Origin of the sequence: Vibrio sp. 10N.286.51.E5 (genome assembly GCF_041469125.1) — a bacterium.
Lineage (GTDB): Bacteria > Pseudomonadota > Gammaproteobacteria > Enterobacterales > Vibrionaceae > Vibrio > Vibrio crassostreae_C.
The window spans coordinates 91,049-115,376 of record NZ_JBFRJZ010000012.1 but is presented as its reverse complement, the minus strand read 5'-3'; the positions used below and the strand labels follow the sequence as shown (position 1 = coordinate 115,376).

Below are 24,328 nucleotides of genomic sequence, written 5' to 3'. Positions count from 1 at the left end.
TAAATGATAAATTGATATTTTTCGATTAAATATTAGTACTTTATCGCTATTTTTATTTGCAGTAATAAGTTTGGATAAACTTGTGAGAGTTTTATGAGAATTCAATGAAGTTGCTGATAGATTTGATCGTTATTCTTAGAGTCAACAACACCACAGTTCGTTCTGGCAAAGGTAACGGTATATCGCTGTTATTCGTTTTGTTGGCAACGATAGGACTCGATAAAGGATGGAATCAAAATGAATAAACGTACTCAAATCAGCTTAGTGATCAGCTCGGCTATGTTGGCCTTCGGAGCGGCTCAAGTTCAGGCTGCTGAGCTTGAAGTCACTGTCACTAATGCAACGAAAGGGATCTACTTTACGCCTATCTTAGCGGCGGCTCATGACTCAAGCTTGTTCATGTTTAGAACGGGTGAAACGGCTTCTTCGGAACTAGAGTCCATGGCCGAAGGTGGCGATATTTCAGGTTTATCTGGTGTCATTGCCAACGCGGGAGGCGTGGTGGTTGAGAACCCAGCGGCCGGCATCCTCAATCCAGGCGTCGCAACTACGTTTGATATCAGTACTGGTGATTTAGAGTACCTATCATTGGGTGCAATGTTGCTGCCGACAAACGACGGCTTTGTTGGTCTAGATAGCTGGAAGATCCCAACTCAAGCGGGCACCTACAAAGCGACTCTAAATGGTTATGACGCAGGCACAGAAGCCAATGATGAGCTGGCGGGCAGTATGCCGAACCCTCCATTCATTACCTTTGGCGCTGGTGGCACAGGTGTAGAAACGGCAGTATCAAACGCTAAGGTTCATATTCATCCAGGTAACATTGGTGATGGTGATGGTGATGCGGCGGGCGGCATCAGTGACCTCGATAGCAGTAGCCATCGATGGTTAAACCCTGTTGCAACTATCACCATTGTTGTGAAGTAAGGGGGATGTATGAAAGCTAGAATTCTATTTATCGCTGCATCAGTAGCTGTGTTAGCGGGTTGTCCGGACGATGACGACGATTACTATCGCTATGATGTGAGTGTTACTAACCTCACCCCCAATCAACCAATGTCACCACTCGCGGTGTTGACTCACAATACGAATTTTGATCTGTTTGAAGTTGGGCAAAGTGCCTCTGTCGATCTGGAATACTTGGCGGAAGGGGGTAGTAATGCACAATTGCTTGCGCTCAGTGACAGTGACGCCAATGTTTATCAAGGCATCTCAGGCAATGGACTGATTCTTTCAGGTGAGCAAGACACGGTGTCGATTCGTGTCGACCCAAATCAAGAAGGGTATATCTCAGTTGCTTCCATGTTGGTGAACACCAATGATGCGTTTGTCGGCGAATCCGGATTATCGCTCAAGTCATTAGCGGTGGGTGATACCTTTACCATGAACATGAATGTTTGGGATTCGGGAACTGAGCTGAACGATGAGCTTGCTGCAACCATTCCGGGACCAGCAGGCGGTGGTGAAGGTTTTAATACCACACGAGACGACACCGATATAGTGAGTTTTCACTCTGGCGTAATCAGCCAAGATGATGGCCTTACGACTTCTACTTTAAGTGCAAATCATCGTTTCCTTAACCCCGGTGCAAGAATCACCATTACTCGAACTCAGTAACAGGTTGAAAGCACGATGAAAGAATTCCTGCTCTGTTCCGGTCAATTGAAAGGTGGGCGGACTCAGAATAGAGCAGGGATCATGAATAGTGCTGCGGTAAATTTGATGGCAAACATATTGTTGGTTGAAGACGATGATGACTTGGCTGAACTGGTGCAGATGCATCTCAAGTTCCAAGGACATGATGTTGTAAGGACCAACTCAATTGAAATGGCTCAAGCGCTATATCAGGGAAGCCAGTTTGATTTAATCGTGCTTGATCGAGGCTTACCTGACGGCGATGGTCTCGATTTTTGTCGATTGTTACGCCAGCAAGAAGACTGGACGCCTGTGCTAATGCTTACAGCAAGAGACACTGAGCTAGATAAGGTGTCAGGCTTAGAAGCCGGTGTTGATGACTACATAACGAAACCTTTCAGCGTTCTCGAGTTTCAAGCAAGAGTGAGGAACGTGCTTCGCCGTTTAAGCCATGTCGAATCAGCGACTCAAGAGGTTGTGACAGCAGAATCGATTATGAATTTTGGTGTGCTCACTATTCAACCTGAATGCCATCAGGTGTCACTCAATAACCAAGACGTACCGCTGACAGCTACCGAGTTTACCTTACTTCATTTCTTAGCAACCCGCCCGGGGCGTGTGTATAGCAAAGACGAGCTGCTCGATCATGTTTGGAATACTCATCACTCTGGCTATCACCATACCGTGTGTAGCACAGTCAACCGTCTAAGAACCAAGCTTGCGATGCCGAATAGTGATGATGATTTCATTAAAACCGTTTGGGGTGTTGGTTATAAGTTTGAGTCGAAAGCTTAGGCCTATGTGTCGCGTCCGAAGTTTACTAAAAGGCCAGTAAGACCTAAGAGCCATCGAGGAGAGAACATGAGTTTCAAATCGCGTTTAGTGTTGTTCACCAGTTTGTGGTTTCTGCTCGTGAGTGTGGTGATTGCTTATACCTATAATTGGCAAAAAGAGACCATAGAACAAAGAACTAAGCAGAGCTTACACAAAGAGCTCGCGGTTCATATGCGCGATGATAACCCTCTGATGATAGGGACTGACTACAACCCCAAAGCCCTTAAATCCATATTTCATACCTTGATGTTGATTGGTCCCGATTTCGACATTTATTTTCTCGACAGCCAAGGAAATATCACGACGCACGCTGCGCCAGAAGGCACTGTGTTGGCAAGCCAGATAGACTTAGCACCCATTAGACAATTTTTAAATGACGAGCCTTATCCGATTCTTGGCGAAGACCCTATCAATCCTGATTCTCGTAAGGTGTTTTCCGTTGCTGCGATTGAAGAGTTGGGTTCAACAGTTGGGTATCTGTATGTGTTGATTGGCAGTAATCGCCATACCGTGATTGCTAATTCGCAAGTCGACACACCTTATATGGCGCTAGCAGGACTTATTCTGATCTCTATCTTAGGTTTTGCGATTGGGGCTTACCTGCTCGTGAAGCGCAGCCTCTTAAACCCTATCGAAGAAGTTACAAACAAGCTGCAACAACAAGCAGAGCAAGATTTTCGATTGGACCCGAACTTCATTCATCAAGTACCAGAATTGGTGCCGATTGCACGCTCGTATCAGTTGATGGCGAAGCACATTCAACAGCAATTTTTGCAACTTGAATATCAGTCGTCACATCGAAGACAAAGCTTATTACAGCTCAGTCATGATTTGAAAACGCCATTGTCGAGTGTATTGGGGTATCTAGAAACGTGGAGGATTCAAAACCCACATTCGGATCCACTCATAGATGTGGCATATCGCAATGGCAACAAGTTATCTGAACAGCTCCATTCGCTGTTAGATAGCGCCAAGAAAGATAACCCGGTACCCACATATCAATACGCTTCAATCGATTTCAATGGGCTGATGAGCGAATGCTTAGAAACGATACAAAGCAAATATCGCCATAAAAATGTTGAGTTGAACATTAATATGCCTATTGGAATCAAGGCTGTGGGTGACAGTGATCTGCTTGAGAGGTTGATTTTGAATCTGTTAGATAATGCATTGAGGCATAGCCCAAGTGGCACTGTGGTGTCGTTAGATGTTGGTTTTGAAGCGGATTCCAAACGGGTGAAGGTGGTGATTCATAATGAGGTTGAACTGGAAGCGCCGAATGGTTCTTTGGGAATAGGAACCAAGATCGCGCAGTCGATACTGATGTTACATCACAGCGTGCTAGAAACAACAAAGGCAGAGAACTCCTTTCAGCAAAGCTTTTATTTGCCTTCGGTATAGCTCTGTCTGCCTTCGTTTAGCTCGATGTATACTTACGTAGAACTAACGTTAAGCGTCTTTACTGTCTTCGTTGCCTTCGTTCACTTTCGCGTAGAAGTGAAGTAGCTCAGTTAATTCTTTAACCCAGCCAAACGCATCTTTAGGTGCGTTCTTTAAGATCTTTTCTACTTTCTCACAGTGCACTTCGATTGCGATTGCTTCTTCAAGGTTGAAAGAAATTGAGTAGAAGTGCCAAAGCAGTAGGCGAGTCATTCGCTCGATGTTCTGTTGCGAGTTATCCGACTCTGAGAAGGCTAGGTTTACTTCACCAAGCGCGATAGCTGTCATTCGAAGCATTGCGTCAAATTTCGCTGATTGCATGCGTTCTTCGCTGGTGACTTCTTCTTGCTCGAACGTAAACAATTCCGTCATTGCATCTTCAGGTACAAGGCGATGAATCATTCTTAAACTAAATTCTTCTAGTTCATGGCGAGGCATGGTGATTAAGCAATTTAAGGTGTAGTCGCGTTGCATGGTGTTCTCTTGGATCTGCAAAAAGGTCGGACAGTTTAATGGAGAAGCGAGTTTAGAAAAAGCAGATTTTAGATAAGCCTGCGTTGGCAGGCTTATCTGTGTACTACAAGCCCTAAAATCGATGCTTAGGGGAACTGTATTTAGGTTTGAACGCAGTATCAGGCTTTGCTATGGCTTGGCGGTTGGTACTGCATCGACTGGTCGTTTCTCATGAATATGTTGCTCGCGACCAAACTGCCGATGCAAATAGAACCAAGGGCGAGCCAAGTCATCGCATCAGGAATCTCGTTGAATAGTGGGATCGCCAACAAGGTCGCCACTGCGGGTGTTGCACTGCCAAAAGCGGCAGAGCGTTCAGCCCCTAAGGTATTAACCGCATAAAGGTAAGTGAACGCAGCGATTAAACCCGCCCCAACGCCTTGCACTGTTGAATGAACGGCAAGCTCCGTGAAGGGCCAATTAGCGATTGGTGTGTCCATTAGGTGGCTTGGGAGGGTTCCAGTCAGGATTAGGACGAGTAAAAGCAAAGTAGAACAGAGAGAAATAAAACCGGCACTGACTAACGCATTAAGATTAGCGACACGGGCTGAGATGGTGAACATCGCCCACATTAAGCTTCCGCATAAAAACAACAAATGACCTTTGGTGTATTCGAAGTTGAAGCTGCTTAAGCTACTCCCTAAAAACAACAGTATGCCGAGCAAAACCAAACCTAAACCAACAACACGATGTCGGCAGAGTGGCTGCTTAAAAAAGAGTACCGCAATTCCTGTAACGAACAGAGGAAGCGTGCCCGGAACAAGAGCACTGCCATGAGATACCGGAACAAACTGCATGGCCGTTCCGGCAACAAGCAGATAAGGTAATCCGCTACCTACGAACATACCCGTTAGATACCGTTTAGGGACGACGGCAATTGCGCTGCGTGCTTTCCACATCAAAGGCAATAACACCAAAGCCGGTATGAGAAATCTTGTGAGAGCGATATCAGCAGGTGTTAAATCTGAATTTGCGCCGCCTTTAAGAGAAAGAAAAAAGCTCGCCCAAATGAGTAGGGTGACAGTAATAGATAAGTAGCCAAGATTCATAATATAGAAGGAGAGTGGGTGATGACTCATTATGGAACAGTTGGTGTGCCACAGGTTGGCAAGTTTTGGCTAAACTTGAACTATCGTTGATGATTTCTGCTAATATTCACCAAATAATTAACGGATTTAACTAATGTTTGGCATTTACTATGGATAGAATTGATAGGCATCTTCTCGAACTGCTACAAAAAGATGGCAGGTTAACCACGGCTGAACTTGCTGATGAAGTGGGTTTATCACCTTCGCCTTGTGCAAGACGAGTCAAAAGGCTAGAAGAAAAGGGCATTATTGACGGTTATCGTGTGAGCTTGTCACGAGAACAAGTCGGCATCGCAATGAGTGTGTTTGTTGAGGTGAGCCTAAACAACCACCAAGAAGTGTCGATAGATAAGTTTGAGGCGGCTGTTGTAGAGATGGAAGAGGTGATCAGTTGCCACGTTGTATCTGGGGCTTATGACTATTTGCTAGAAGTGGTTAGCCCGAACTTGATGGCCTACGAGGCATTTACAAGAAAACTTCAAAGGCTCTCTAACGTCAAAGATATTCATACCCACCTTGCGATAAGACAAGTAAAAGGCAATGCACCACTGCCAATTTATACCGATTAAGCCAAACTCTGAGCAGTAACACGAAGGCAGAATGAGCTGAAAACGAAATGGTTTACTCCTGAAGTAGAAGCGCGGTCAATATCAAAAATCATCCATTAAGTGTCAGGCTTCAGGCAATAAAAAACGGAGCACCTCGTGAAAGGTACTCCGTATATGATAGGTGCAAAACTTAGTGATACTTAAAGTTAGAGATTGAACAATCCCCAGTTTGTGCATTAATTCTGAATGAAAAAGCATGTGAATGATAATCCACGCCGTCATTCCAAATTGTCTCTCCAAATATCTTACATAGCTCTAGCTCACTTACTGAACCGAACTCTTCCATGTGTTTAGCTACAGATAAAAGTTTACCTCTTATCTCTGCAGTCCATTCCGTGTTACTCAAGCAGTTGAAAGCCATAGTCTTTTGCATATTACCTAGCCAAAATGTTTCTTGTTATTAAGTTATATGAAGATTCATGATAACAATTTTCTGGCGTTTGTAAATCTATTTTGTGATGAATATCTCACATACTCGCTTGCATTGGTCGGAAATTGAACTTCATTGTTGATAGATAGCACATTACTTTTACAACCTATTGATAAAGCTTTGATTAACGAGTTCTTAGAATATTATGAATGGGATTGAGCATATTTATCGGAAAAGTCCAGTCGAACGAGTGAGAGAATCTAATGGTGATTTCAGTTTGATGCATCGTTTGCTGGTTGGTTTATGTGGCGCGCTTCATCAATCATCGTCGCTTCTCTGCGGTATTTTGAAGACAGCTGACGGAATTTTTCACTGAGTGTATGGAGATCTCGGGAGAGTGATTGTGAGCTTTGGACGTGCACCTGTGCGCTTTCTGCCTGGCGCGGGAGTTTTGCTTTGGTGCAGTGTTTGGCGACGGCTTGCCATGAATACGCTAGAGAGTCAGCGCCTTCAAGTTCACTAGACACAAAATACGCCTGTTGTAGCAAAACCTCGGAGACGTCATACGCGGTATTCATATGACTATTGAGCTGCACATTAAACCTTTCTTCGTACTTTGCCCAAAGCTCAATGATCTGCTTTTCATTAAAGTGTTTAGATAACAATGTCTGTGACTCATAGGTTGAAAGAACTTGGTTGAACTCTTTGGTGTACTGATTATAGCGACCTTCAAAAGAGAGCTGACGATCCAACAGTGTTTGCCAGTTTTCACGGTCACAATGATTCGCTAGAGCGACCTTGGCACTCAAAGTTACGCTTACAATGATAATCTTCCCCCAAAAACTCATGACTTTCCTCTACTTACCGTGCGCTCTATTGAGAGTATAGATGAGCAGCAGCATGAGTTGATGTACACTTGAGACATACCTATAACGGAAGAGCTGGTGGATTTGATGAAAAAAGCGCTGATCGCTTTACTTGTGTTGTTGATATTGGGCGGAGGGGGAGGAGCGGCATACTACTTCTTGGTCATGAATAAAGACCCAATCCCACAAGAGAAAACGGAAGAGCCGGCGTTAGAAGCTACCGAGCAATCTGAATCTGAGCTTGTACCCATCATGGATCTTCAGCCTGAACCCGAGCAGACGGAATTTTACGTTTTGGAGAGAAAGCTTGAAGTGGTCGAGCAACCTGAAATTGATGGCTTGATAACAGATTACCTCTATAAAGGGGAAAAGGTGGTGGTACTCGAGAAACAAGGCGAATGGGCACGTATCTCAGACTATATAGTCCTTAAAGAAGGCGGCCCACAGACGGCGGAATGGGTCTCTATGTCAGGCTTATCGAATGATGAAGTCATTATTTCGGAAAAAGAAAGCAAAGAGATATTGGATTCCTATTTGGTTAAGTCTGATGACCTCAAGATCCATCAAGAAAAATTCCGTAACTCGGTGGCTAAACTGATCTCTGAGGGGGAGTGTGCCCCAAGTGATTTTGAAGAATTAGGCGGATGGGTGAAATCTGTTAAGTACAGCAATCGAGATGTCTATTTTATTTATTGCGGCGGACTGTCTCTTGAAAATAAAATTTATTTAGATGTAAATACAAACGAAATATTTACGAAGTAAAAATCGCCCCATTTTAAGTGTTGGACGTATTAATATTCTTTAGGGTTACCGTTCATAAGTAAAATTTTTGAAATCTTACTTTATCGCAGAGTGGGCTTCTTTATTGGCACCTCATTATATTTAATCCGATATAAGCAGTATCTGGCTATTCCGTTTAAACAATGGGTCTACAGTTTTTATGGTATGAGAGTATTGTTGTCGGGATTCCGTAAAGCAGGTGCTGCCGATTCTTGATAAGGAAGATGTCGATAAAGAGAACGTCGATCCAGAAGCTTCGGAAAACCAAGCTTAACGTTTTGCCTCTTACTTAACAGTAGGAATACCTTAACAGTCGAAATACGAAGCACCAGACAATAAAAAAAGCCACTGAAATCAGTGGCTTTTTCGTATCAACTCATATCAGAATTATCTGGTAGAAGTTGATGGAATCTCGATTGTTAATCGATTTCTTTGTCTTTACCCATAGATAAAATCCAAAGAGATACGGCTGCAACACCTGCAAAGCCACCAAGAATGATAACTGGCATAGCGCTGTAACCTAGGATGTGCCAAATTACGCTTTCTAAAGTACTCATTCAATCGCTCCTTATTGCCAGCCTTCAACGCCGTGCATGTCTGGTAGTTTGTGTGCAATACCTTTGTGACAGTCTACACACGTTTTTTCACCAGAAGCTAGCGCAGTCGAGTGTTGTTTCGCACTACGGGGGCTCTGCTCTGAGAAGTCCATGTAATCGAACTGGTGACAGTTACGACACTCAAGTGAATCGTTCTTCTTCAATCGAGCCCATTCGCGTTCCGCTAGGTGAGCACGACGTGCTTTGAACTTTTCTTCAGTATTGATGGTTTTCGCAATAAAGTGTGCGTATAGCTCTTTAGATGCTTGAACCTTACGAACAATTTTATCTGTCCATTCATGAGGAACGTGACAGTCTGAACAGATAGCACGAACACCAGAACGGTTAGAGTAGTGAATTGTCTCTTGGATTTCAGCAACGATAGGTGCGTGACAGCCAGAACAGAATTCTTCCGTGTTGGTTGCCTCCATACCCGTGTTGAATGCACCCCAGAACAAAAGACCACCCGAGAAACCCAAGAACAAAACAACGCCTACGGCTGCTTTGCTTGGTGTCGCAAGTCTTTTCCAAAACGCTTTAAGTAATTTTATCATATATAGCCTCTCTTACAGTCCGGCTACGATTAACGCAGTGAATCTACAGGTTTGAACTCGTTCTCAACTAGTGGCTTAGCATTAGCTTGAGGTACGTGACACTGTAGACAGAAGTAACGACGAGGTGATACGTCTGCAAGTACCGCATCTTCACGGTTCATGTAGTGAGTTACACTCACTTTAGTAGCACCCATTTCTTTTGCGTTTTTCCAGCTGTGGCAAGAAAGACACTTGTTAGCGTTAAGAGAAACTTCATAGCTACGAATAGTATGAGGCACTAGAGGTGGTTGGTATACGTAGTCACTCTCAAGTACTTGGTCACGAGGGAACTTTTTGAAGTCATCTGCTGCGCGAGTTGCTTCAAGTTCACTTGCACCACGTAGAGATTCTACGCCACCAATGCCGCCTGGGTTATCCAGTTCAGCTTCAGCTTGAACTGCACCAGCTAGCAAAAGACCAGCTGATAGTAGGGCAGTAATCAGTTTTTTCATGGTTAATTTCTCCGCCTAAAGGCTAATTCTTTGAGTGGACTACTTCTTTCAAAAAGTAACGAAAAAAGCAGTCGCAATATTAAAAACGTCAGATCTACGAGCTAAGTGGTAAGAACATATTGTCCTTAAGCGACCTTAGTGATCTTAACTGGACACTTCTTGTAATCCGTCTGTTTAGACAGAGGATCCGTTGCATCCAAGATCAACTTGTTGATCAGAATTCTTGCATCAAAGAATGGTACGAATACCAAGCCTTGTGGTGGACGGTTACGACCACGAGTTTCAACACGAACGCGTACTTCACCACGTTTGTTTTCGATAAGAACTTCATCACCACGGCGAAGACCACGAGCTTTAGCATCAGCAGGGTGGATGTAACAAAGTGCATCCGGTACTGCTTTGTAAAGTTCTGGTACACGACGAGTCATAGTACCTGTGTGCCAGTGCTCAAGAACACGACCTGTACATAGCCACATATCGTATTCATCGTTTGGTACTTCAGGTGGCGCTTCGTATGGTGCATTGATGATCAGTGCTTTACCATCTGGTTTGCCGTAGAAGTCCCAATCAGAACCTTTCTTAGCATATGGATCTGAACCTTCTTTATAGCGCCATAGTGTCTCTTTACCGTCAACAACAGGCCAACGTAGACCACGAACTTGGTGGTAGCGATCGTATGGTGCTAAATCGTGACCGTGGCCGCGACCAAAGGCTGCGTATTCTTCGAATAGACCTTTTTGAACGTAGAAACCTTGAGCTTGTGCATCGTCGTTAAGCTCTTGAGCTTCAGACAGTGGGAATGCATCAACGTTGCCGTTTTTGTAAAGCACGTCGTACATGGTTTTGCCACGGTACTCAGGCATTTTCGCAACCAGTTCTTCACCCCAAACTTCTTCAATAGTGAAGCGCTTAGAGAATTCCATGATTTGCCATAGGTCAGACTTAGCTTCACCTACAGTTTTCACTTGTTGGTACCATGCTTGTGTACGACGCTCTGCGTTACCGTAAGCGCCTTCTTTCTCAATCCACATTGCTGTTGGAAGGATGAGGTCAGCCGCTTGAGCTGTTGCCGTTGGGTACGGGTCAGAACATACAATGAAGTTATCTGGGTTACGGTAACCTGGCAGACGTTCAGTGTTGATGTTTGGACCCGCTTGCATGTTGTTGTTACACATTACCCAGTAAGCGTTGATTTTACCGTCTTTCAACATACGGTCTTGAAGAACAGCGTGAGCGCCGGGTACCGGTGGAATGGTGCCTTCTGGAAGTTTCCAGATATCTTCTGCAATTTTACGGTGTTTAGGGTTAGCAACCACCATATCGGCAGGTAAACGGTGAGCGAATGTACCAACTTCACGCGCTGTACCACACGCTGAAGGTTGGCCAGTTAGTGAGAATGGGCTGTTACCTGGAGTAGAAATCTTACCTGTAAGAAGGTGGATGTTGTATACAAGGCTGTTCATCCATACGCCACGAGTATGTTGGTTCATACCCATAGTCCAAAGTGACATTACTTTGATATTTGGATCGGCATATTGCTTAGCCAGCTTGATAAGGTCTTCTTGAGATACACCTGACATTTCAGACGCTTTCTCAACTGTGTATTCAGCAACAGACGCTTTGTAGTCTTCGAAAGAGATAGCAGTCATTTCGCCTGAGTTAGGGTTTGCGGCTGCTTTCTGTAGTGGATCATCGTCACGCAGACCGTAACCGATGTCTGTCGTTGCTTGCTTGAAGTTCGTGTGCTTGTTCACGAAGTCCCAGTTAACGGCATCGTTTTGAATGATGTAGTTAGCAATGAAGTTAGCAATTGCTAGATCTGATTGAGGTTCGAAGATGTAACCCGTGTCTGCAAGCTCGAAAGAACGGTGGTAGTAAGTAGACAGTACGTTTACTTTAACGTGTGGGTGGCTTAGACGACGGTCTGTAATACGAGTCCATAGTACTGGGTGCATTTCTGCCATGTTTGAACCCCACAGTACGAATGCGTCTGCGTGTTCAAAGTCATCGTAACAACCCATTGGCTCATCAATACCGAAAGTGCGCATGAAGCCTACTACAGCAGAAGCCATACAGTGACGAGCGTTTGGATCTATGTTGTTTGAACGGAAACCCGCTTTCATCATCTTAACGGCTGCGTAGCCTTCCATTACTGTCCATTGGCCTGAACCGAACATACCAACACCTGTTGGACCGTTCTTCTTCAGTGAAGCTTTCCATTTCTCAGCCATCACGTCGAACGCTTTGTCCCAAGATACGGGTACGAAATCACCATCTTTATGGAACTCACCGTCTTTCATGCGAAGTAGAGGAGTCTCAAGACGGTCTTTGCCGTACATGATTTTTGAAAGGAAGTAGCCTTTGATACAGTTAAGGCCTTTGTTTACTGGTGCTTCTGGGTCGCCTTGAGTCGCAACCACTTTGCCGTTTTGAGTACCTACTAGTACCGAACAGCCCGTACCACAAAAACGACAAGGCGCTTTATCCCACGTGATTTTTGTTTGATCAGAGCTAGCGATCAGGTTGGTTGCTGTTGCCGGTAGTGTTACACCTGCAACGGCTGCCGCTGATGCAGCTGCGTTTGCTTTCACAAACGCACGTCTTGTCATTTTCATACTTCACCCTCAAGTTGAGAATTGTTGCTTCCAGTTTCTAAATCCGTTTCGTCGAGTCCAGTTTCGATTTGGTGATAAACCAAAGCTGTCCCCAAAACGTTCTTAATGTTGTTTATTGCTTCGATGGTGTCCGTTACAAAACCTTGGTTTTCAGTTTCTAGGACCACGATGATTTTGCCTTCAGGGCTATCTCCGTAGATTTCAGCGTTATCGAATTGCTCGATCTCCGCTTTGATCTCATTTAGATGCTCAGGGCTCACATGCACGACTAAACTTGATATATGCACTTCATTTAGTGCCATAAATTGCTCTCGTTATTTTTATTTATGCATTACTCACAAGAATAGCCGAAGTAGGGCAAATTGCTACGCAGGCCCCACAACCGCTACACTCATCTAACTCGATTTTTGGTAGAGCAACACTGCCTGCTCTAAGTTCAAATTGAATGGCCATAGGTTCACACATGTCACCACAGCTTCGGCATTCAACATTTTGTTGCGCTAAACACTTATCAGAGATTTGTGCTTTTGCTTGCCAAGGCTCTCCTTGCTTTGGCTTAAAAATGGGTTCGGGACAAACATCTGCACATTGATAGCAGAACGTACACTCATCAATAGAGAAATCTACAGTGGGAAAACCACCATCGCCTACAATGATTATCTTAGTCTCACAACTCTCGATGCATTTACCGCAGCGAGTACAGTCATCTGTAAAGCTTTCTAGGCTGTCAATCCAAGGCAAACGAATCTGGCTTGAGTCAACTTTTCGTCTTGAAAAAAGACGGCGTTTTGATAGATCTACCACTAGATACCTATAGATGTTACTAAGATGTTGTAATTGTAGGTCATTATTCTATTAATATCTTGTAATGAGTCCTCACAAGTAGTGTAGTTTTAGAAACAATTGTATAAATACCCCCTAAGGGCTAATTGGGGGCATATATTGTCTTAGATCAATAAATTACGGAGCGAGTGATCACATATTGAATGGAGCTATGATTTTTGATGTGTGACAATACGATATCGCTGGCAAGTCATTTATCAATAGGAAGGCACTTTTGCTTATAAAACCGGTTTCATCTGTAACAAGTACGATAGCAAAATCTTTGCTCTCTATACTGCTGTTGTCGGTTGCTACGACTGGCTTTGCCATCTTTACTTTGGCTTCAAGTTTGAATGATGCGGAAGCGGTTAACGTGGCCGGTTCAATGCGAATGCAAAGCTACCGTTTAGCCCATGATATTCAAATAGAATCTGTCGATTATGAATCTCATATTCGTGAATTCGAAAGTTCTCTTTACTCGCCATCCATGACTAATTTGGTCAGTTGGAATGTTCCGACAGACATCACAGAAGATTACTATTTAATTATCGGCCGTTGGCATGAGCTAAAACAGGTCTTGAATAGCGAAGAGCGCGATCACTATCTCGTGTTGGTTGAAAACTTCGTGGCTGAAATCGATGGCTTCGTTTATAAGCTGCAAGAGTTCTCTGAAGACAAGTTAATAAAGTTAGCGTGGGCTGGTGGTATCGGCCTTGGTGGGATTCTGGTTATATCTCTTTTTGTTGTTCACTTTGTACGTAAACAGGTTGTTAAACCGCTACATGCTCTTGTCGGTGCGAGCCAAAGAATCAAAAACAGCGACTTCGAGGTAGAACTCAAGGTGACCAGTAACAACGAAATGGGCATTTTGACCAAAACCTTCAACTCGATGGCCAAAGATTTAGGCGTGCTTTATCGAAACCTTGAAGATGTGGTGGATGCAAAGACGATTGAGCTGCAAAATGCGAACCAGTCGCTGCAGGCACTTTATAACTCGTCACAAGAGCTCACGGTGACGCGTATTGCTCCTGAAAACTTCCGAGCTATCTTGCAGCATCTCGTGAGCTTGGAAGGGATTGGATCACTGAGGCTCGAGATTGTCGATAACTCAGGCCGTTCATTGATTATGGATGAAGGTTACGATTCGAATTTAGACTACGAAAAGTTTGAGATGAAACTCGACGATAACGAACTTATTCTCGGCTATTTATACTGTTCATATCACCACGGGCACTCAACTAAAGCTCTGATCGAAAGCTTCATTCAACTGCTATCGAGAGCGATCTACTACAATCGTGCTCAAAAGAAAGCTGAACAGCTTATTATCATGGAAGAGCGTGCCACGATTGCACGTGAACTCCACGATTCATTGGCTCAATCACTGTCGTACTTGAAAATTCAAGTTACACTATTAAAGCGTGTGATTGGCAAACTGCCAGAGCAACAGCACCGAGAGCAATCTGAACAAATCGCGTCTGAGATCGGAAACGGCTTAGCCGACGCTTATACCCAGTTAAGAGAGCTACTCACCACATTTAGGTTGACCATTAAAGAGGGCAACTTTGGAGACGCCTTAAGTACCATGCTTGAGGCGCTCAGCGAGAGAACCGATGCGAAGATTAACCTCACTAATAATCTCTCATCGATCGAGCTTGATGCGCATAGTCAGGTTCACTTGCTTCAATTGATTCGTGAAGCAACAATAAATGCAATAAAACACGCCAATGCCGACTTAATAGATGTATGCTGTATCGATGAGGACGGTGAAGTATTAGTCGTGATAAAAGATAATGGAGATGGCTTTGACGCAAGTAGTTCCAAGGTGAACCACTACGGGATGAGCATTATGCAGGAGCGTGCGGTAAGACTGAATGGCGACTTGACGATTGAAGCGGCGCAAGGTGAAGGCTGTACAGTCATATTGAAATATAAAAGTTTGAAGGAAGTTAAAGTTGACGATTTGTAAAGTAATGCTGGTTGATGATCATCCATTGATGCGCAGAGGTATAAGCCAATTACTGAGCTTTGAAGACGAATTCGAAGTGATTGCAGAAGCAAGTAACGGCACTGAAGCGGTTGCTCTTGCTCATGAAGAAGAACCTGATTTGATCCTTTTGGATCTCAATATGAAGGGCATGTCTGGTTTAGATACCTTGAAAGCACTTCGCACTGACGGTTCTAGCGCAAACATTGTTATTCTAACGGTTTCTGATAGCCCTGCAGACATTGAAGCGATTGTAAAAGCAGGCGCTGATGGCTACTTGTTGAAAGACACTGAACCCGATGAGTTAATTGAACTGCTTAAGCAAGCAAACAGCGGTGACAAGGCTTACAGCAGTGTGGTTGCTCGTTACCTAAATGATGCTGGAAGCCGCAATGATATCTTCGAACAACTGACTGAACGTGAAATGCAGATCCTTCAAGAAGTCGCGAAAGGTTACCGTAATAAGCAGATCGCCGATCACCTGTTTATTTCTGAATCGACAGTTAAGGTACATATGAAAAGCTTGTTGAAAAAGCTGCAAGTGTCTTCCCGTACCGCTGCAACGGTTCTGTATCTAGAACGCTATGGTGAAATGAAGTAGGGCTTGTTCCTTTGAGATAACACTATTTCAAGCCTGACTGTTTATACATTTTGTACATGTCTCGATAGTTTTAACGATGTTGAGAAAGTGACATTAAAAAAGGCGCTGAACTTATTAAGTTCAGCGCCTTTTTGTTTACGCATTTTATATTCAGTATTGGTGTTCGTTTGTTCTTCGTTCTTTGAGATTAGAAACTTAAGGCTTACGCCGACATTGGAACCAATACAAGCGTACCGAAGATAACCGTAATAAGACCACAGATTACCGGTACAGACGTACGTTTTACGACTTCAAATGGGCTGATTTTACCCATACCAGAAGTCGCTACGATTACGCCAGATACTGGTGAAATCGTACGGCCTAGGTTCGATGCTTGAAGCATTGGGATGATTAGGAACGCTGGGTTCAAGCCCATTTTCGCCGCTAATGATGGAGCCAGTTCTACGAATGCATAGAAAGGTGCATTACCTGAACCTGTCGCAATTGCCGCAGCAACCGTTAGACCTGTGAGGATAAGCATCAATGCGATACCGCCTGCGCCTGCAGATTCGGCAAGACCGATTAGGTTATCAATTGCACCGATAGACATTAGACCTTGAGCAAATACGCCCGCCGCAACCAACAGCATTACCACGCCTTTGAACGCGTCAGCCATGCCTTGGTAGCAAGAGTCTAGATCTTCTAGTGTTTTCTCGCCGTCAAACTTCTTAACAACGTAATCGATAACTGCGCCTACGAAGATAGAACCTACCACAATAGTGTAGATATCAAGTGAAAGCCCTGGAATCGTACGACCGTTGAATAGGAAAACGCCGATGATAGGTAGGAATGGAAGTGCAGCGTAGAAAGCCGGCGCCGTTGTTTCGATTTCAGAAACGTCTACTTTTTCCATTGGTGTGTTTTCTTTCTTATCTAGGTATTTGTTCCAGAAGAAAGCCGCACCCGCCATCACGATGATCGCACAGATAGAAACAGGCAGTACCGTTTGAACAGCAAACACATCAAGAGACATGCCTGATTTTTCTGCCGCGATAACCACATCACCAGACGTTGGTGAAAGAATGATGGCTGCAGGTGACGCACAAACTGCAACTGCCGCTGGGCGAGAAATACCCATTGCCGTCATCATTGGGAATAGGGTCGCCATCAATAGCACGCCAAGGCCTGTTGCAGAACTTACTGCTAGAGACATTAGACACGCTACGATGTAAGCCGCAACAAGAAGTACGTATGGAGATTTGATAGCAGCAAGCGGTTTAGAGAATTGTTTTACTACCACATTGTTTGCGCCGATATGCGTCATGTAAGAAGCAAAGCCACAAAGAAGCATGATTTGCATGCCTAGGCCGCCTCCACGGTACTGAAGCATGTACTTAACGAATTCTAGTGAGTCGGTAACCATGTTACCTGTTGAAGCGACCTTAGCGGGTAAGACTGTGTGACCTATAAGGCCAGTAATAAGAAGTAGGGCAAGGCCAGCTGTCAGTAGTACACCTGCCGCTTTATAGCCTTTCACAATAAAGTAACCAACAGCGATAGTAATCACTAATCCGATCAAGAGCTCTAACATAGAAATCTCCACAAAGTTTAAAAAAATATAAGAAAGTGTTTCAGAATATGACAATGAATGTACAGAAAACTGCACTGTGGCACGAGGCATAGTTGAGGTTGATATGATCTAAGACAAACATTTTCTTTGATGTTAATTGTGGTTGTAAATCGTGAATAACTACTGTTGTTTAGATGTTAATAAACAAATTTTGTGGCTTGTTAGAATATAACTTGGATCACCTTTGGTTGTTCTATTTGCATATGGTGGTGTTATTTTATAAATCGCGAGTATTTTTTGTACTTTGGAAGGAAACGTGTAACGAAGTGGGTATTTATCGGAGTAAAGAGGTGAGAATCTTAGCTTTTAAGCTTACTTACATTTAAAGATTACTTATGTTTAACGCCTACTTACTTCCCATAAGTAAGCGCTAAAACACAAGTTATAATAAGGCGATTCTTCAGCTTCTTCGTTTAACTCAGAACCTTCATTTAATACGACTTCGTCCTCGAGTACCACTTCTTCAACTTCTTCTGCGAATAGGGGCATAGAGAAAGCGATTAGAACTAAAGGTAGCTTTGGTAGGAATCGTGTGTATGAAATTGTATTTGCTAATGGGTGCGATGTTCGTGAGATAGTGTGTTTCGACATAATAGTTTTGTATATAAAGTGATTTAACACGACGAACTAAGTGTTAGTCTGATGAGTAGACAGTGATCGAATCGAACCGTTGGCATTGCTGGCGCAGGTTCCATCGCAATCGACTCCCAATTCATTTTTGGGGTTGGAATGGTATGCACGGATTGGATTAAGTGGAGGTGCTGATTGAATAAGCTCACTTCGCTTACCGCGTCCTCAAGTTGTTTGGTATTCATTTACATTCCTGTCGACTGTTGTTCTTGTCATTTGGCGCTTAGTTTATGTTCAAAGTGCGCGAACAGTATTTAAATGAATGTGAATGATCTTTCGTGAGGTTGCTTGATATTGATTTAGGAATATTTGGGAGGGAAAGTTGGGTTTACTATTGAACTAACAGCACAGAAACACAGAGAACAAGGCGCTCTCTGTGTTGGTCATCTACTGTTATAGAAACTTGCTGATGAGTATTATCTCTGGCGTCTTGCGACCAAAGTAAATCTGTAATCGTTAGATGTGAAGTAGTTACGGCTGTACTCGAACACTGTGTTATTGGCGAGGTAACCTCGAGTACGTTTTTCAATGATAGGCTGAGTTGGGTCAATCCCTAACTGTTTAGCAACGTCTTCAGGCGGAAGAATCGGCACCAGTTCTTGCTCACTTCTATCAATCACCATGCCTTTGGTGTTCTCAATAAAGTCGTACTTTGATGTCTGCATCACTTGATAGGTGAGATCTGGGAATAGGGCAACAGGTAACCAAGTTTCTTCAACCGTGATTGGATTGTTGTCTATGAAGCGAACACGCTTTACGTAGAAAACTAATTCGCCTTCTTTAATATCTAGATGTTCAGACATCGCCAAAGAACAGGGCTTCATTTCAAAGGCTAGAACATCACTGTGTGTAACCACATCCAAATGCGCCCACTTTTCTTGAAAGCTCGACTGTTTGTAGATGTCGTAATTGATCTTGTTCTCTTTGACGTAAGTACCGCTGCCTTGAACGCTTTCAAGCTCATCGTTTTCGATCAGTAGTTTCAGTGCTTGCCTAACCGTTACACGGCTTACCGAGAATACTTCACGCAATTGCGCTTCTGTTGGGAGTGCTTCTCCAACTTTATATTCACCAGAACTGATCTTTTCTCTTATTGCATCGGCGATTTGGCGATACATAGGGAGTCTTGCCATTTTTGCCTCATTTGTGCGCTAGGACAACTAGACTTTGATTAACAACCTGTACCTTAAATACGTAAATTTGCTCTATATAAGCCTTGCTTTAAAGGTTAGTGTGAGCGTCGTATCGGCGTTTTGTAGTACATATAATACAAATTAAACGATACATAACAAGCTTTCTTAAAGGATTTACCAATACGATTTAAATACAAATTAAATACAAATATGTATTGATGAGATCGTGATCACAGATTAAATGTCTTGAAGTTGTATTATTCTTCTCGTCGACAGGGACGACTGTCGTACTAATCCGTGACTATGGGACAAAGGTTATGAAACTTACTACTCTAACGAATAAGTCGCTCGTAAATCTGCAAACTACGTTTAGCAGTCGAGAAGAAGCGATTTACGCACTTGCTGACCAACTGGATCAGCAAGGCAAACTGCATAACAAGCAAGAGTACCTTGATGCAGTATTTGCTCGTGAAGAGCAAGGCCCGACAGCGCTTGGCGAAGGCTTAGCAGTACCGCATGGCAAGACTGACGCGGTTAAAGAAGCTGGCTTCGCTGTAGCAACGCTTAAAGAAGACATGAAATGGAAAGGCTTGGATGAAGACGAAGATGTAAATCTTATCTTCCTAATTGCGATTCCAAATGCAGAAGCGGGTTCTACCCACATGCATCTGCTTACTGCATTGACAACTACATTGGTTGATGACGATGTTCGCGAAGCTGTATTAAAAGCGACAACCGCTGAAGAAATCTTTGCGCTTCTTGATAGCGACAATCAACAAGAAGAAAAACAAGACAACTTAGATACAAATGCGCCGACAATTGTATGTGTTACTGCTTGCCCAGCAGGCATTGCTCACACCTATATGGCGGCTGAGTACCTAGAAAAAGCGGGAAAAAAGCTTGGCTACAAGGTTCATGTTGAAAAGCAGGGCGCAAACGGTATTGAAGATCGCTTAACTGCGGAACAACTTAACAATGCTGTGGCGTGTGTTTTTGCTGCTGAAGTTGCGATTAAAGAATCTGAGCGCTTTAACGGCATTCCTCGTGTTGAAACACCAGTTGCAGAACCGATTAAACACGGTGAGCGCATTCTTAATGAAGCGATTGAAGAGTCGAAAAAAGGTAACGGTGCAGAACGTAAAGTTGCTACCGATGACAAACCGAAGAAACTACCGTTGAAAACTGAGCTTAAACAAGCACTGCTTTCTGGTATTTCTTACGCGGTTCCTCTTATCGTTGCTGGTGGTACTGTTCTTGCGGTTGCTGTTCTTATCGCGCAAATTTTTGACCTGCAAGAGCTCTACGCAACAAAAGATTCTTGGCTGTGGATGTATCGTAAATTAGGTGGCGGCCTATTAGGTACATTAATGGTGCCAGTACTGGCAGCTTACACTGCTTACTCATTAGCCGACAAACCGGCACTTGGTCCTGGTTTTGCTGCGGGTATTGCTGCAAACATCATTGGTTCAGGTTTCCTAGGCGGTGTTGTTGGTGGTTTGATTGCTGGTTACGTAATGCGTTGGGTAAAAGAGCATGTTCGCTTGGGTCCTGCGTTTAACGGTTTCCTTACTTTCTACCTTTACCCTGTGATTGGTACTTTGGTAGCGGGTAGCTTGATGCTGTTTGTTATCGGTAAACCTGTTGCGTTCTTAAACCAAGGTTTAACGGATTGGTTGAACGGTATGTCAGGCACCAATGCGCTGTTATTGGGTGCGATTCTTGGTCTGTTTGTATCATTCGACTTAGGTGGTCCGGTAAACAAAGCCGCTTACGCATTCTGTTTAGGTGCAATGGCGAACGGTGTTTATGGCCCTTACGCAATCTTTGGTTCAGTAAAAATGGTATCGGCGTTCACTGTAACGGCTTCAACCATGATTGCTCCACGCCTATTCAAAGACTTTGAGATTGAAACCGGTAAATCGACATGGCTACTTGGCCTTGCGGGTATTACCGAAGGTGCAATCCCAATGGCGATTGAAGATCCAATCCGTGTAATCGGCTCATTCTTACTAGGATCAGTGGTTACAGGTGCGATGGTTGGCGCGGCAGGTATTGGTCTATCGACTCCGGGTGCAGGTATCTTCTCTATCTTCTTGTTACACGATTCAGGTTTGGGCGCATTCTCTGCTGCTGCAATCTGGTTCGGTGCTGCGATTGTCGGCACAGTGATTTCAACTGTTACTCTTCTGATGTGGCGTGGTCACGCTGTAAAAAAGGGTAAGTTTGAAGCAAGTACTGCAACACAGAACTAACTGAATTTTGAGCTAGCTTCTAGCTCGCAATTAAAACACCGTATAAAAAATAACGAACAACTTGGCTGTCCTAAATGCCTGTGCTCCTAACGGTTTTATTCACACAGATTCTGGGCGTGGTTTTCTGCACCCTAAATTTAGTGGCAGCCAATTTTAACTCCTTGAAAAAATTTAATTTAGTCGTATTTGGGTTCGAACTTTAGTTTTACTCGAAGCGACACATTTAGGTAAATGATTATGACTACATCACGCGTACATATTACTCCTCACATGCACTGGGATCGTGAATGGTATTTCACAACAGAAGAGTCTCGTATTCTTCTTGTGAACAACATGGAAGAAATCATGAACCGTCTGGAGAGCGATCCAGAATACAAATACTACGTTCTAGATGGTCAAACCGCCGTTTTAGAAGACTACTTCGCAATCAAACCAGAAAACACAGAGCGCGTAAAAGCATTGGTTGAAGCGGGCAAGTTAATTATTGGCCCTTGGTATTCTCAAACCGACACAATGCAAGTTTCTGGTGAGTCAATTGTACGCAACATGATGTATGGTATTCGTGACTGTATGAAGTTTGGCGATGCAATGAAGATTGGTTACCTACCAGATTCATTCAGCATGAGCTCACAGCTGCCAATGATCTACAACGGCTTCGACATCACGCGTGCAATGTTCTGGCGTGGTTGTTCAGAGCGTCATGGCACCAACAAAACAGAATTCTTATGGCAGTCTAATGACGGCAGTGAAGTAACGGCACAAGTGCTTCCGCTGGGTTACGCGATTGGTAAATACCTTCCACAAGACGAAGAAGGCTTGCGTGCTCGTTTAGATAAGTACTTCCCAGTGCTAGAAAAGCCATCGGTGACTAAAGATATCTTGCTACCGAACGGCCACGACCAAATGCCGATTCAAAAAGACATCTTTGAAGTAATGGACAAGCTTCGCGAAATCTACCCAGATCGTGAATTCTCAATGAGCCGTTACGAAGAAGTGTTCGAGAAAGTAGAAGCGGCGCGCGACCAACTCGACACAATCAAAGGCGAGTTCAACGACGGTAAATACATGCGTGTTCACCGTACGATCTCTTCTACGCGTATGGACATCAAACTGATCCACGCAGAAATCGAAAACAAGATTGTAAACATCTTAGAACCGCTAGCGTCTATCGCTTGGACATTAGGTTTTGAATACCACCACGGTTTGATTGAGAAAATGTGGAAAGAGAGCATGAAGAACCACGCTCATGACTCTATTGGTTGCTGTTGTTCAGACAAGGTACACGCTGAAATCTTAAACCGTTACATCCTTGCTGACGACATGGCGACCAACCTGATTCACTTCTACAAGCGTAAGATTGTTGACCACATGCCAGATCGCGAAGGTTGCGACAAACTGGCGATGTTCAACCTTTCTCCATACGAGCGTGAAGAAGTGGTTAACACCACTATCACTATCCGTGCTCAAGAGTTCTCTATCTTTGATGAAAACGAAAACCCAGTTGAGTACTTCATCCAAGACAAGCGCCAAATTGACCCGGGTAAAGTAGACCGTCAAATCGTTCACTACGGTAACTACGACCCGTTCATGGAGTTTGATATTCAAATCAAACGCATTGTGCCAGCGATGGGCTTCACCACGTTACACATCCAAGGTAACGAGAAGGGTGCAGTAAAAGTTGCAGAACAAAAAGACTACTTACTAGAGAACGAGTACTACCGAATCAATGTAAACGACAACGGTACTCTGACTATTTTCGATAAAGAGACAGAGCAAGTATTCGACCAAGTACTTCGTTTGGAAGACGGTTCTGATGACGGTGATGAGTACGATTACTCTCCATCTCGTCAAGAATGGTTACTGTATTCAGACGAGTTCCCAGTCGAAACATCGATTGACCACCAAGGCTTCCAATCGGTAGCGAACATCGCTTTCCGAATGAACGTACCTGCAAACCTTGCAGAGCGTGAAGAACGCACGGGTCAAAACGGATTCGTTGAAGCGCAATGCCAAGTGGTATTGAAGCAAGGTTCTCGCCGCATTGAAGTACGTATGGAACTAGACAACCAAGCCGACGACCACCGTGTACGTGTCTTAGTACCAACGCCATTCGTTTCTGAAACTGTGGTTGCAGACAACCAGTTCGGTTGTATTACTCGACCAACCAATGACCCTGCTATGGCGGTTTGGGAAGAAGAGAAGTGGAAAGAAGCACCGGTTCCGGTTTACCAACTGATGAACTTCGCTGCATTAGAAAACGGCAAAGCGGGCATGGCGATTATGTCGAATGGTCTACGTGAATTTGAGGTGATTGCATCTCAAGGTGACGAAAACCGAGATACCTTCGCACTGACACTGTTCCGTGGTATCGGCGTGTTGGGTAAAGAAGAGCTATTGCTTCGCCCAGGCCGTCCATCAGGCATCAAGATTCCGACACCAGATTCGCAAGTGCGCGGTAAGTTAGTGTGTGAATTCACGCTGTGCGGTTTCTCTGGTAACCATATTGACGCGAACATCATGGCGCAAGCACGTGACAATGTCACTCAAATCGAATGCTACAACAAGATCCCTTACAACGCGATGAAGCTCAACGTGGGTGAGCAGAACCTACCTATGAGTTTTAGCCTTCTGTCTAAGCAACAATCAGGCGCGGTGTTGAGTGTGCTGAAGAAAGCGGAAGACGAAGATGCACTGATCATGCGTGTCTACAACCCGGCAGAATCGGGTTCAGTATCGGATTCAATCTCTTTTACTCAAGCGGTTTCAAGCTGGAAAGAGACAAGCATGGACGAGCGCGTACGCGAAGGTGATGTAGCATCTGAAGAGTTCGGCCAGATAGCACCTTGCCAAGCAAAAACATTCCAAATCAAATTCTAATTTCGATAACCCGCTAACCTTGGTGGGCGG

25 protein-coding genes are annotated in these 24,328 nt (G+C 44.1%); 11 read left to right on the top strand and 14 right to left on the bottom strand.

Features of this window, described 5'->3' with window-relative positions; all coding sequences use genetic code 11:
- Positions 1-104: 104 nt before the first annotated feature.
- The 5 genes from AB4161_RS04410 to AB4161_RS04390 all read left to right on the top strand — a co-directional run bounded on the left by AB4161_RS04410 (position 105) and on the right by AB4161_RS04390 (position 3,870).
- Entirely contained in the window at positions 105-245 is a 141-nt protein-coding gene (locus AB4161_RS04410; protein ID WP_017067451.1) for a hypothetical protein, read from the top strand.
- Complete coding sequence (locus AB4161_RS04405; protein ID WP_229647843.1) at positions 238-927, top strand: spondin domain-containing protein; 690 nt, start codon at positions 238-240, stop codon at positions 925-927. Before AB4161_RS04410 ends, AB4161_RS04405 begins: the two co-directional genes overlap by 8 nt.
- 9 nt (positions 928-936) lie before the next feature.
- Positions 937-1,617: a spondin domain-containing protein gene (locus tag AB4161_RS04400; RefSeq protein ID WP_017072230.1), complete on the top strand. Its 681-nt coding sequence runs from the start codon at positions 937-939 to the stop codon at positions 1,615-1,617.
- Positions 1,618-1,698: 81 nt separating this feature from the next.
- The gene (locus AB4161_RS04395; protein ID WP_372082868.1) at positions 1,699-2,430 is read left to right on the top strand and encodes a response regulator transcription factor; all 732 of its coding nucleotides are present in this window, start codon (positions 1,699-1,701) and stop codon (positions 2,428-2,430) included.
- Between the two features lie 66 nt (positions 2,431-2,496).
- Positions 2,497-3,870 (top strand): sensor histidine kinase, encoded by a 1,374-nt coding sequence (locus AB4161_RS04390; protein WP_372082867.1) that lies wholly within the window; start codon positions 2,497-2,499, stop codon positions 3,868-3,870.
- A 48-nt stretch (positions 3,871-3,918) separates the two neighbouring features.
- On the opposite strand, the gene AB4161_RS04385 is transcribed toward AB4161_RS04390, so the two are convergent.
- Together AB4161_RS04385 and AB4161_RS04380 are read right to left on the bottom strand one after the other, a co-directional pair.
- Entirely contained in the window at positions 3,919-4,383 is a 465-nt protein-coding gene (locus tag AB4161_RS04385; RefSeq protein WP_017062624.1) for a hypothetical protein, read from the bottom strand.
- A gap of 158 nt (positions 4,384-4,541) precedes the next feature.
- Positions 4,542-5,471 (bottom strand): DMT family transporter, encoded by a 930-nt coding sequence (locus AB4161_RS04380; protein WP_372082884.1) that lies wholly within the window; start codon positions 5,469-5,471, stop codon positions 4,542-4,544.
- 149 nt (positions 5,472-5,620) lie between these two features.
- On the opposite strand from AB4161_RS04380, the gene AB4161_RS04375 reads away from it, so the two are divergent.
- On the top strand, positions 5,621-6,079 hold the full coding sequence (locus AB4161_RS04375) for an Lrp/AsnC family transcriptional regulator (protein WP_017062622.1): 459 nt from the start codon (positions 5,621-5,623) through the stop codon (positions 6,077-6,079).
- Between the two features lie 169 nt (positions 6,080-6,248).
- Here AB4161_RS04375 and AB4161_RS04370 read toward each other — a convergent pair whose 3' ends face one another.
- The gene (locus tag AB4161_RS04370; protein WP_017062621.1) at positions 6,249-6,491 is read right to left on the bottom strand and encodes a hypothetical protein; all 243 of its coding nucleotides are present in this window, start codon (positions 6,489-6,491) and stop codon (positions 6,249-6,251) included.
- A 269-nt stretch (positions 6,492-6,760) separates the two neighbouring features.
- Positions 6,761-7,336 carry a hypothetical protein gene (locus tag AB4161_RS04365; protein WP_372082866.1) on the bottom strand — a complete coding sequence of 192 codons (576 nt, stop codon included), beginning with the start codon at positions 7,334-7,336 and terminating at the stop codon, positions 6,761-6,763.
- Between the two features lie 96 nt (positions 7,337-7,432).
- Between AB4161_RS04365 and AB4161_RS04360 the strand changes: the two genes are divergently transcribed.
- The gene (locus AB4161_RS04360) at positions 7,433-8,116 is read left to right on the top strand and encodes an SH3 domain-containing protein (protein WP_017064492.1); all 684 of its coding nucleotides are present in this window, start codon (positions 7,433-7,435) and stop codon (positions 8,114-8,116) included.
- 437 nt (positions 8,117-8,553) lie between these two features.
- Here the strand turns inward: AB4161_RS04360 and AB4161_RS04355 are convergent, their stop codons facing one another.
- From AB4161_RS04355 to napF, 6 genes are all read right to left on the bottom strand, one after another.
- Positions 8,554-8,691, bottom strand: coding sequence for a TIGR02808 family protein (locus AB4161_RS04355; protein WP_010430103.1), 138 nt, complete (start codon positions 8,689-8,691; stop codon positions 8,554-8,556).
- 11 nt (positions 8,692-8,702) lie between these two features.
- Positions 8,703-9,284, bottom strand: coding sequence for a NapC/NirT family cytochrome c (locus AB4161_RS04350; RefSeq protein ID WP_009845456.1), 582 nt, complete (start codon positions 9,282-9,284; stop codon positions 8,703-8,705).
- A 29-nt stretch (positions 9,285-9,313) separates the two neighbouring features.
- The gene (locus AB4161_RS04345; RefSeq protein WP_017062614.1) at positions 9,314-9,775 is read right to left on the bottom strand and encodes a nitrate reductase cytochrome c-type subunit; all 462 of its coding nucleotides are present in this window, start codon (positions 9,773-9,775) and stop codon (positions 9,314-9,316) included.
- A 125-nt stretch (positions 9,776-9,900) separates the two neighbouring features.
- Positions 9,901-12,390 carry a periplasmic nitrate reductase subunit alpha gene (napA, locus tag AB4161_RS04340; protein WP_372082865.1) on the bottom strand — a complete coding sequence of 830 codons (2,490 nt, stop codon included), beginning with the start codon at positions 12,388-12,390 and terminating at the stop codon, positions 9,901-9,903.
- Positions 12,387-12,692: a chaperone NapD gene (locus AB4161_RS04335; protein WP_008219286.1), complete on the bottom strand. Its 306-nt coding sequence runs from the start codon at positions 12,690-12,692 to the stop codon at positions 12,387-12,389. The genes napA and AB4161_RS04335 overlap by 4 nt, the downstream gene beginning before the upstream one ends.
- 22 nt (positions 12,693-12,714) lie before the next feature.
- On the bottom strand, positions 12,715-13,194 hold the full coding sequence (gene napF / locus AB4161_RS04330) for a ferredoxin-type protein NapF (protein WP_017062611.1): 480 nt from the start codon (positions 13,192-13,194) through the stop codon (positions 12,715-12,717).
- 253 nt (positions 13,195-13,447) lie between these two features.
- Here napF and narQ point away from each other — a divergent pair, with 253 nt between their 5' ends.
- Together narQ and AB4161_RS04320 are read left to right on the top strand one after the other, a co-directional pair.
- Positions 13,448-15,178 carry a nitrate/nitrite two-component system sensor histidine kinase NarQ gene (gene narQ, locus AB4161_RS04325; RefSeq protein ID WP_372082864.1) on the top strand — a complete coding sequence of 577 codons (1,731 nt, stop codon included), beginning with the start codon at positions 13,448-13,450 and terminating at the stop codon, positions 15,176-15,178.
- A complete protein-coding gene (locus tag AB4161_RS04320; RefSeq protein WP_372082863.1) occupies positions 15,165-15,797 on the top strand; it encodes a response regulator in 633 nt (210 codons plus the stop codon). Before narQ ends, AB4161_RS04320 begins: the two co-directional genes overlap by 14 nt.
- Positions 15,798-15,999: 202 nt before the next feature.
- On the opposite strand, the gene dcuC is transcribed toward AB4161_RS04320, so the two are convergent.
- From dcuC to AB4161_RS04300, 4 genes are all read right to left on the bottom strand, one after another.
- Entirely contained in the window at positions 16,000-17,367 is a 1,368-nt protein-coding gene (gene dcuC, locus AB4161_RS04315; RefSeq protein WP_017062608.1) for an anaerobic C4-dicarboxylate transporter DcuC, read from the bottom strand.
- A 378-nt stretch (positions 17,368-17,745) separates the two neighbouring features.
- Positions 17,746-17,997: a hypothetical protein gene (locus tag AB4161_RS04310; protein ID WP_133151380.1), complete on the bottom strand. Its 252-nt coding sequence runs from the start codon at positions 17,995-17,997 to the stop codon at positions 17,746-17,748.
- A 23-nt stretch (positions 17,998-18,020) separates the two neighbouring features.
- Positions 18,021-18,221 carry a hypothetical protein gene (locus AB4161_RS04305; RefSeq protein ID WP_136978665.1) on the bottom strand — a complete coding sequence of 67 codons (201 nt, stop codon included), beginning with the start codon at positions 18,219-18,221 and terminating at the stop codon, positions 18,021-18,023.
- 231 nt (positions 18,222-18,452) lie between these two features.
- Complete coding sequence (locus AB4161_RS04300) at positions 18,453-19,169, bottom strand: GntR family transcriptional regulator (RefSeq protein ID WP_010430026.1); 717 nt, start codon at positions 19,167-19,169, stop codon at positions 18,453-18,455.
- A gap of 317 nt (positions 19,170-19,486) precedes the next feature.
- Here AB4161_RS04300 and mngA point away from each other — a divergent pair, with 317 nt between their 5' ends.
- Together mngA and mngB are read left to right on the top strand one after the other, a co-directional pair.
- Complete coding sequence (gene mngA / locus AB4161_RS04295) at positions 19,487-21,421, top strand: PTS 2-O-a-mannosyl-D-glycerate transporter subunit IIABC (RefSeq protein ID WP_372082862.1); 1,935 nt, start codon at positions 19,487-19,489, stop codon at positions 21,419-21,421.
- 237 nt (positions 21,422-21,658) lie between these two features.
- Positions 21,659-24,298, top strand: a complete 2,640-nt coding sequence (mngB, locus tag AB4161_RS04290; protein ID WP_372082861.1) for a mannosylglycerate hydrolase — start codon at positions 21,659-21,661, stop codon at positions 24,296-24,298.
- Positions 24,299-24,328: the final 30 nt, after the last annotated feature.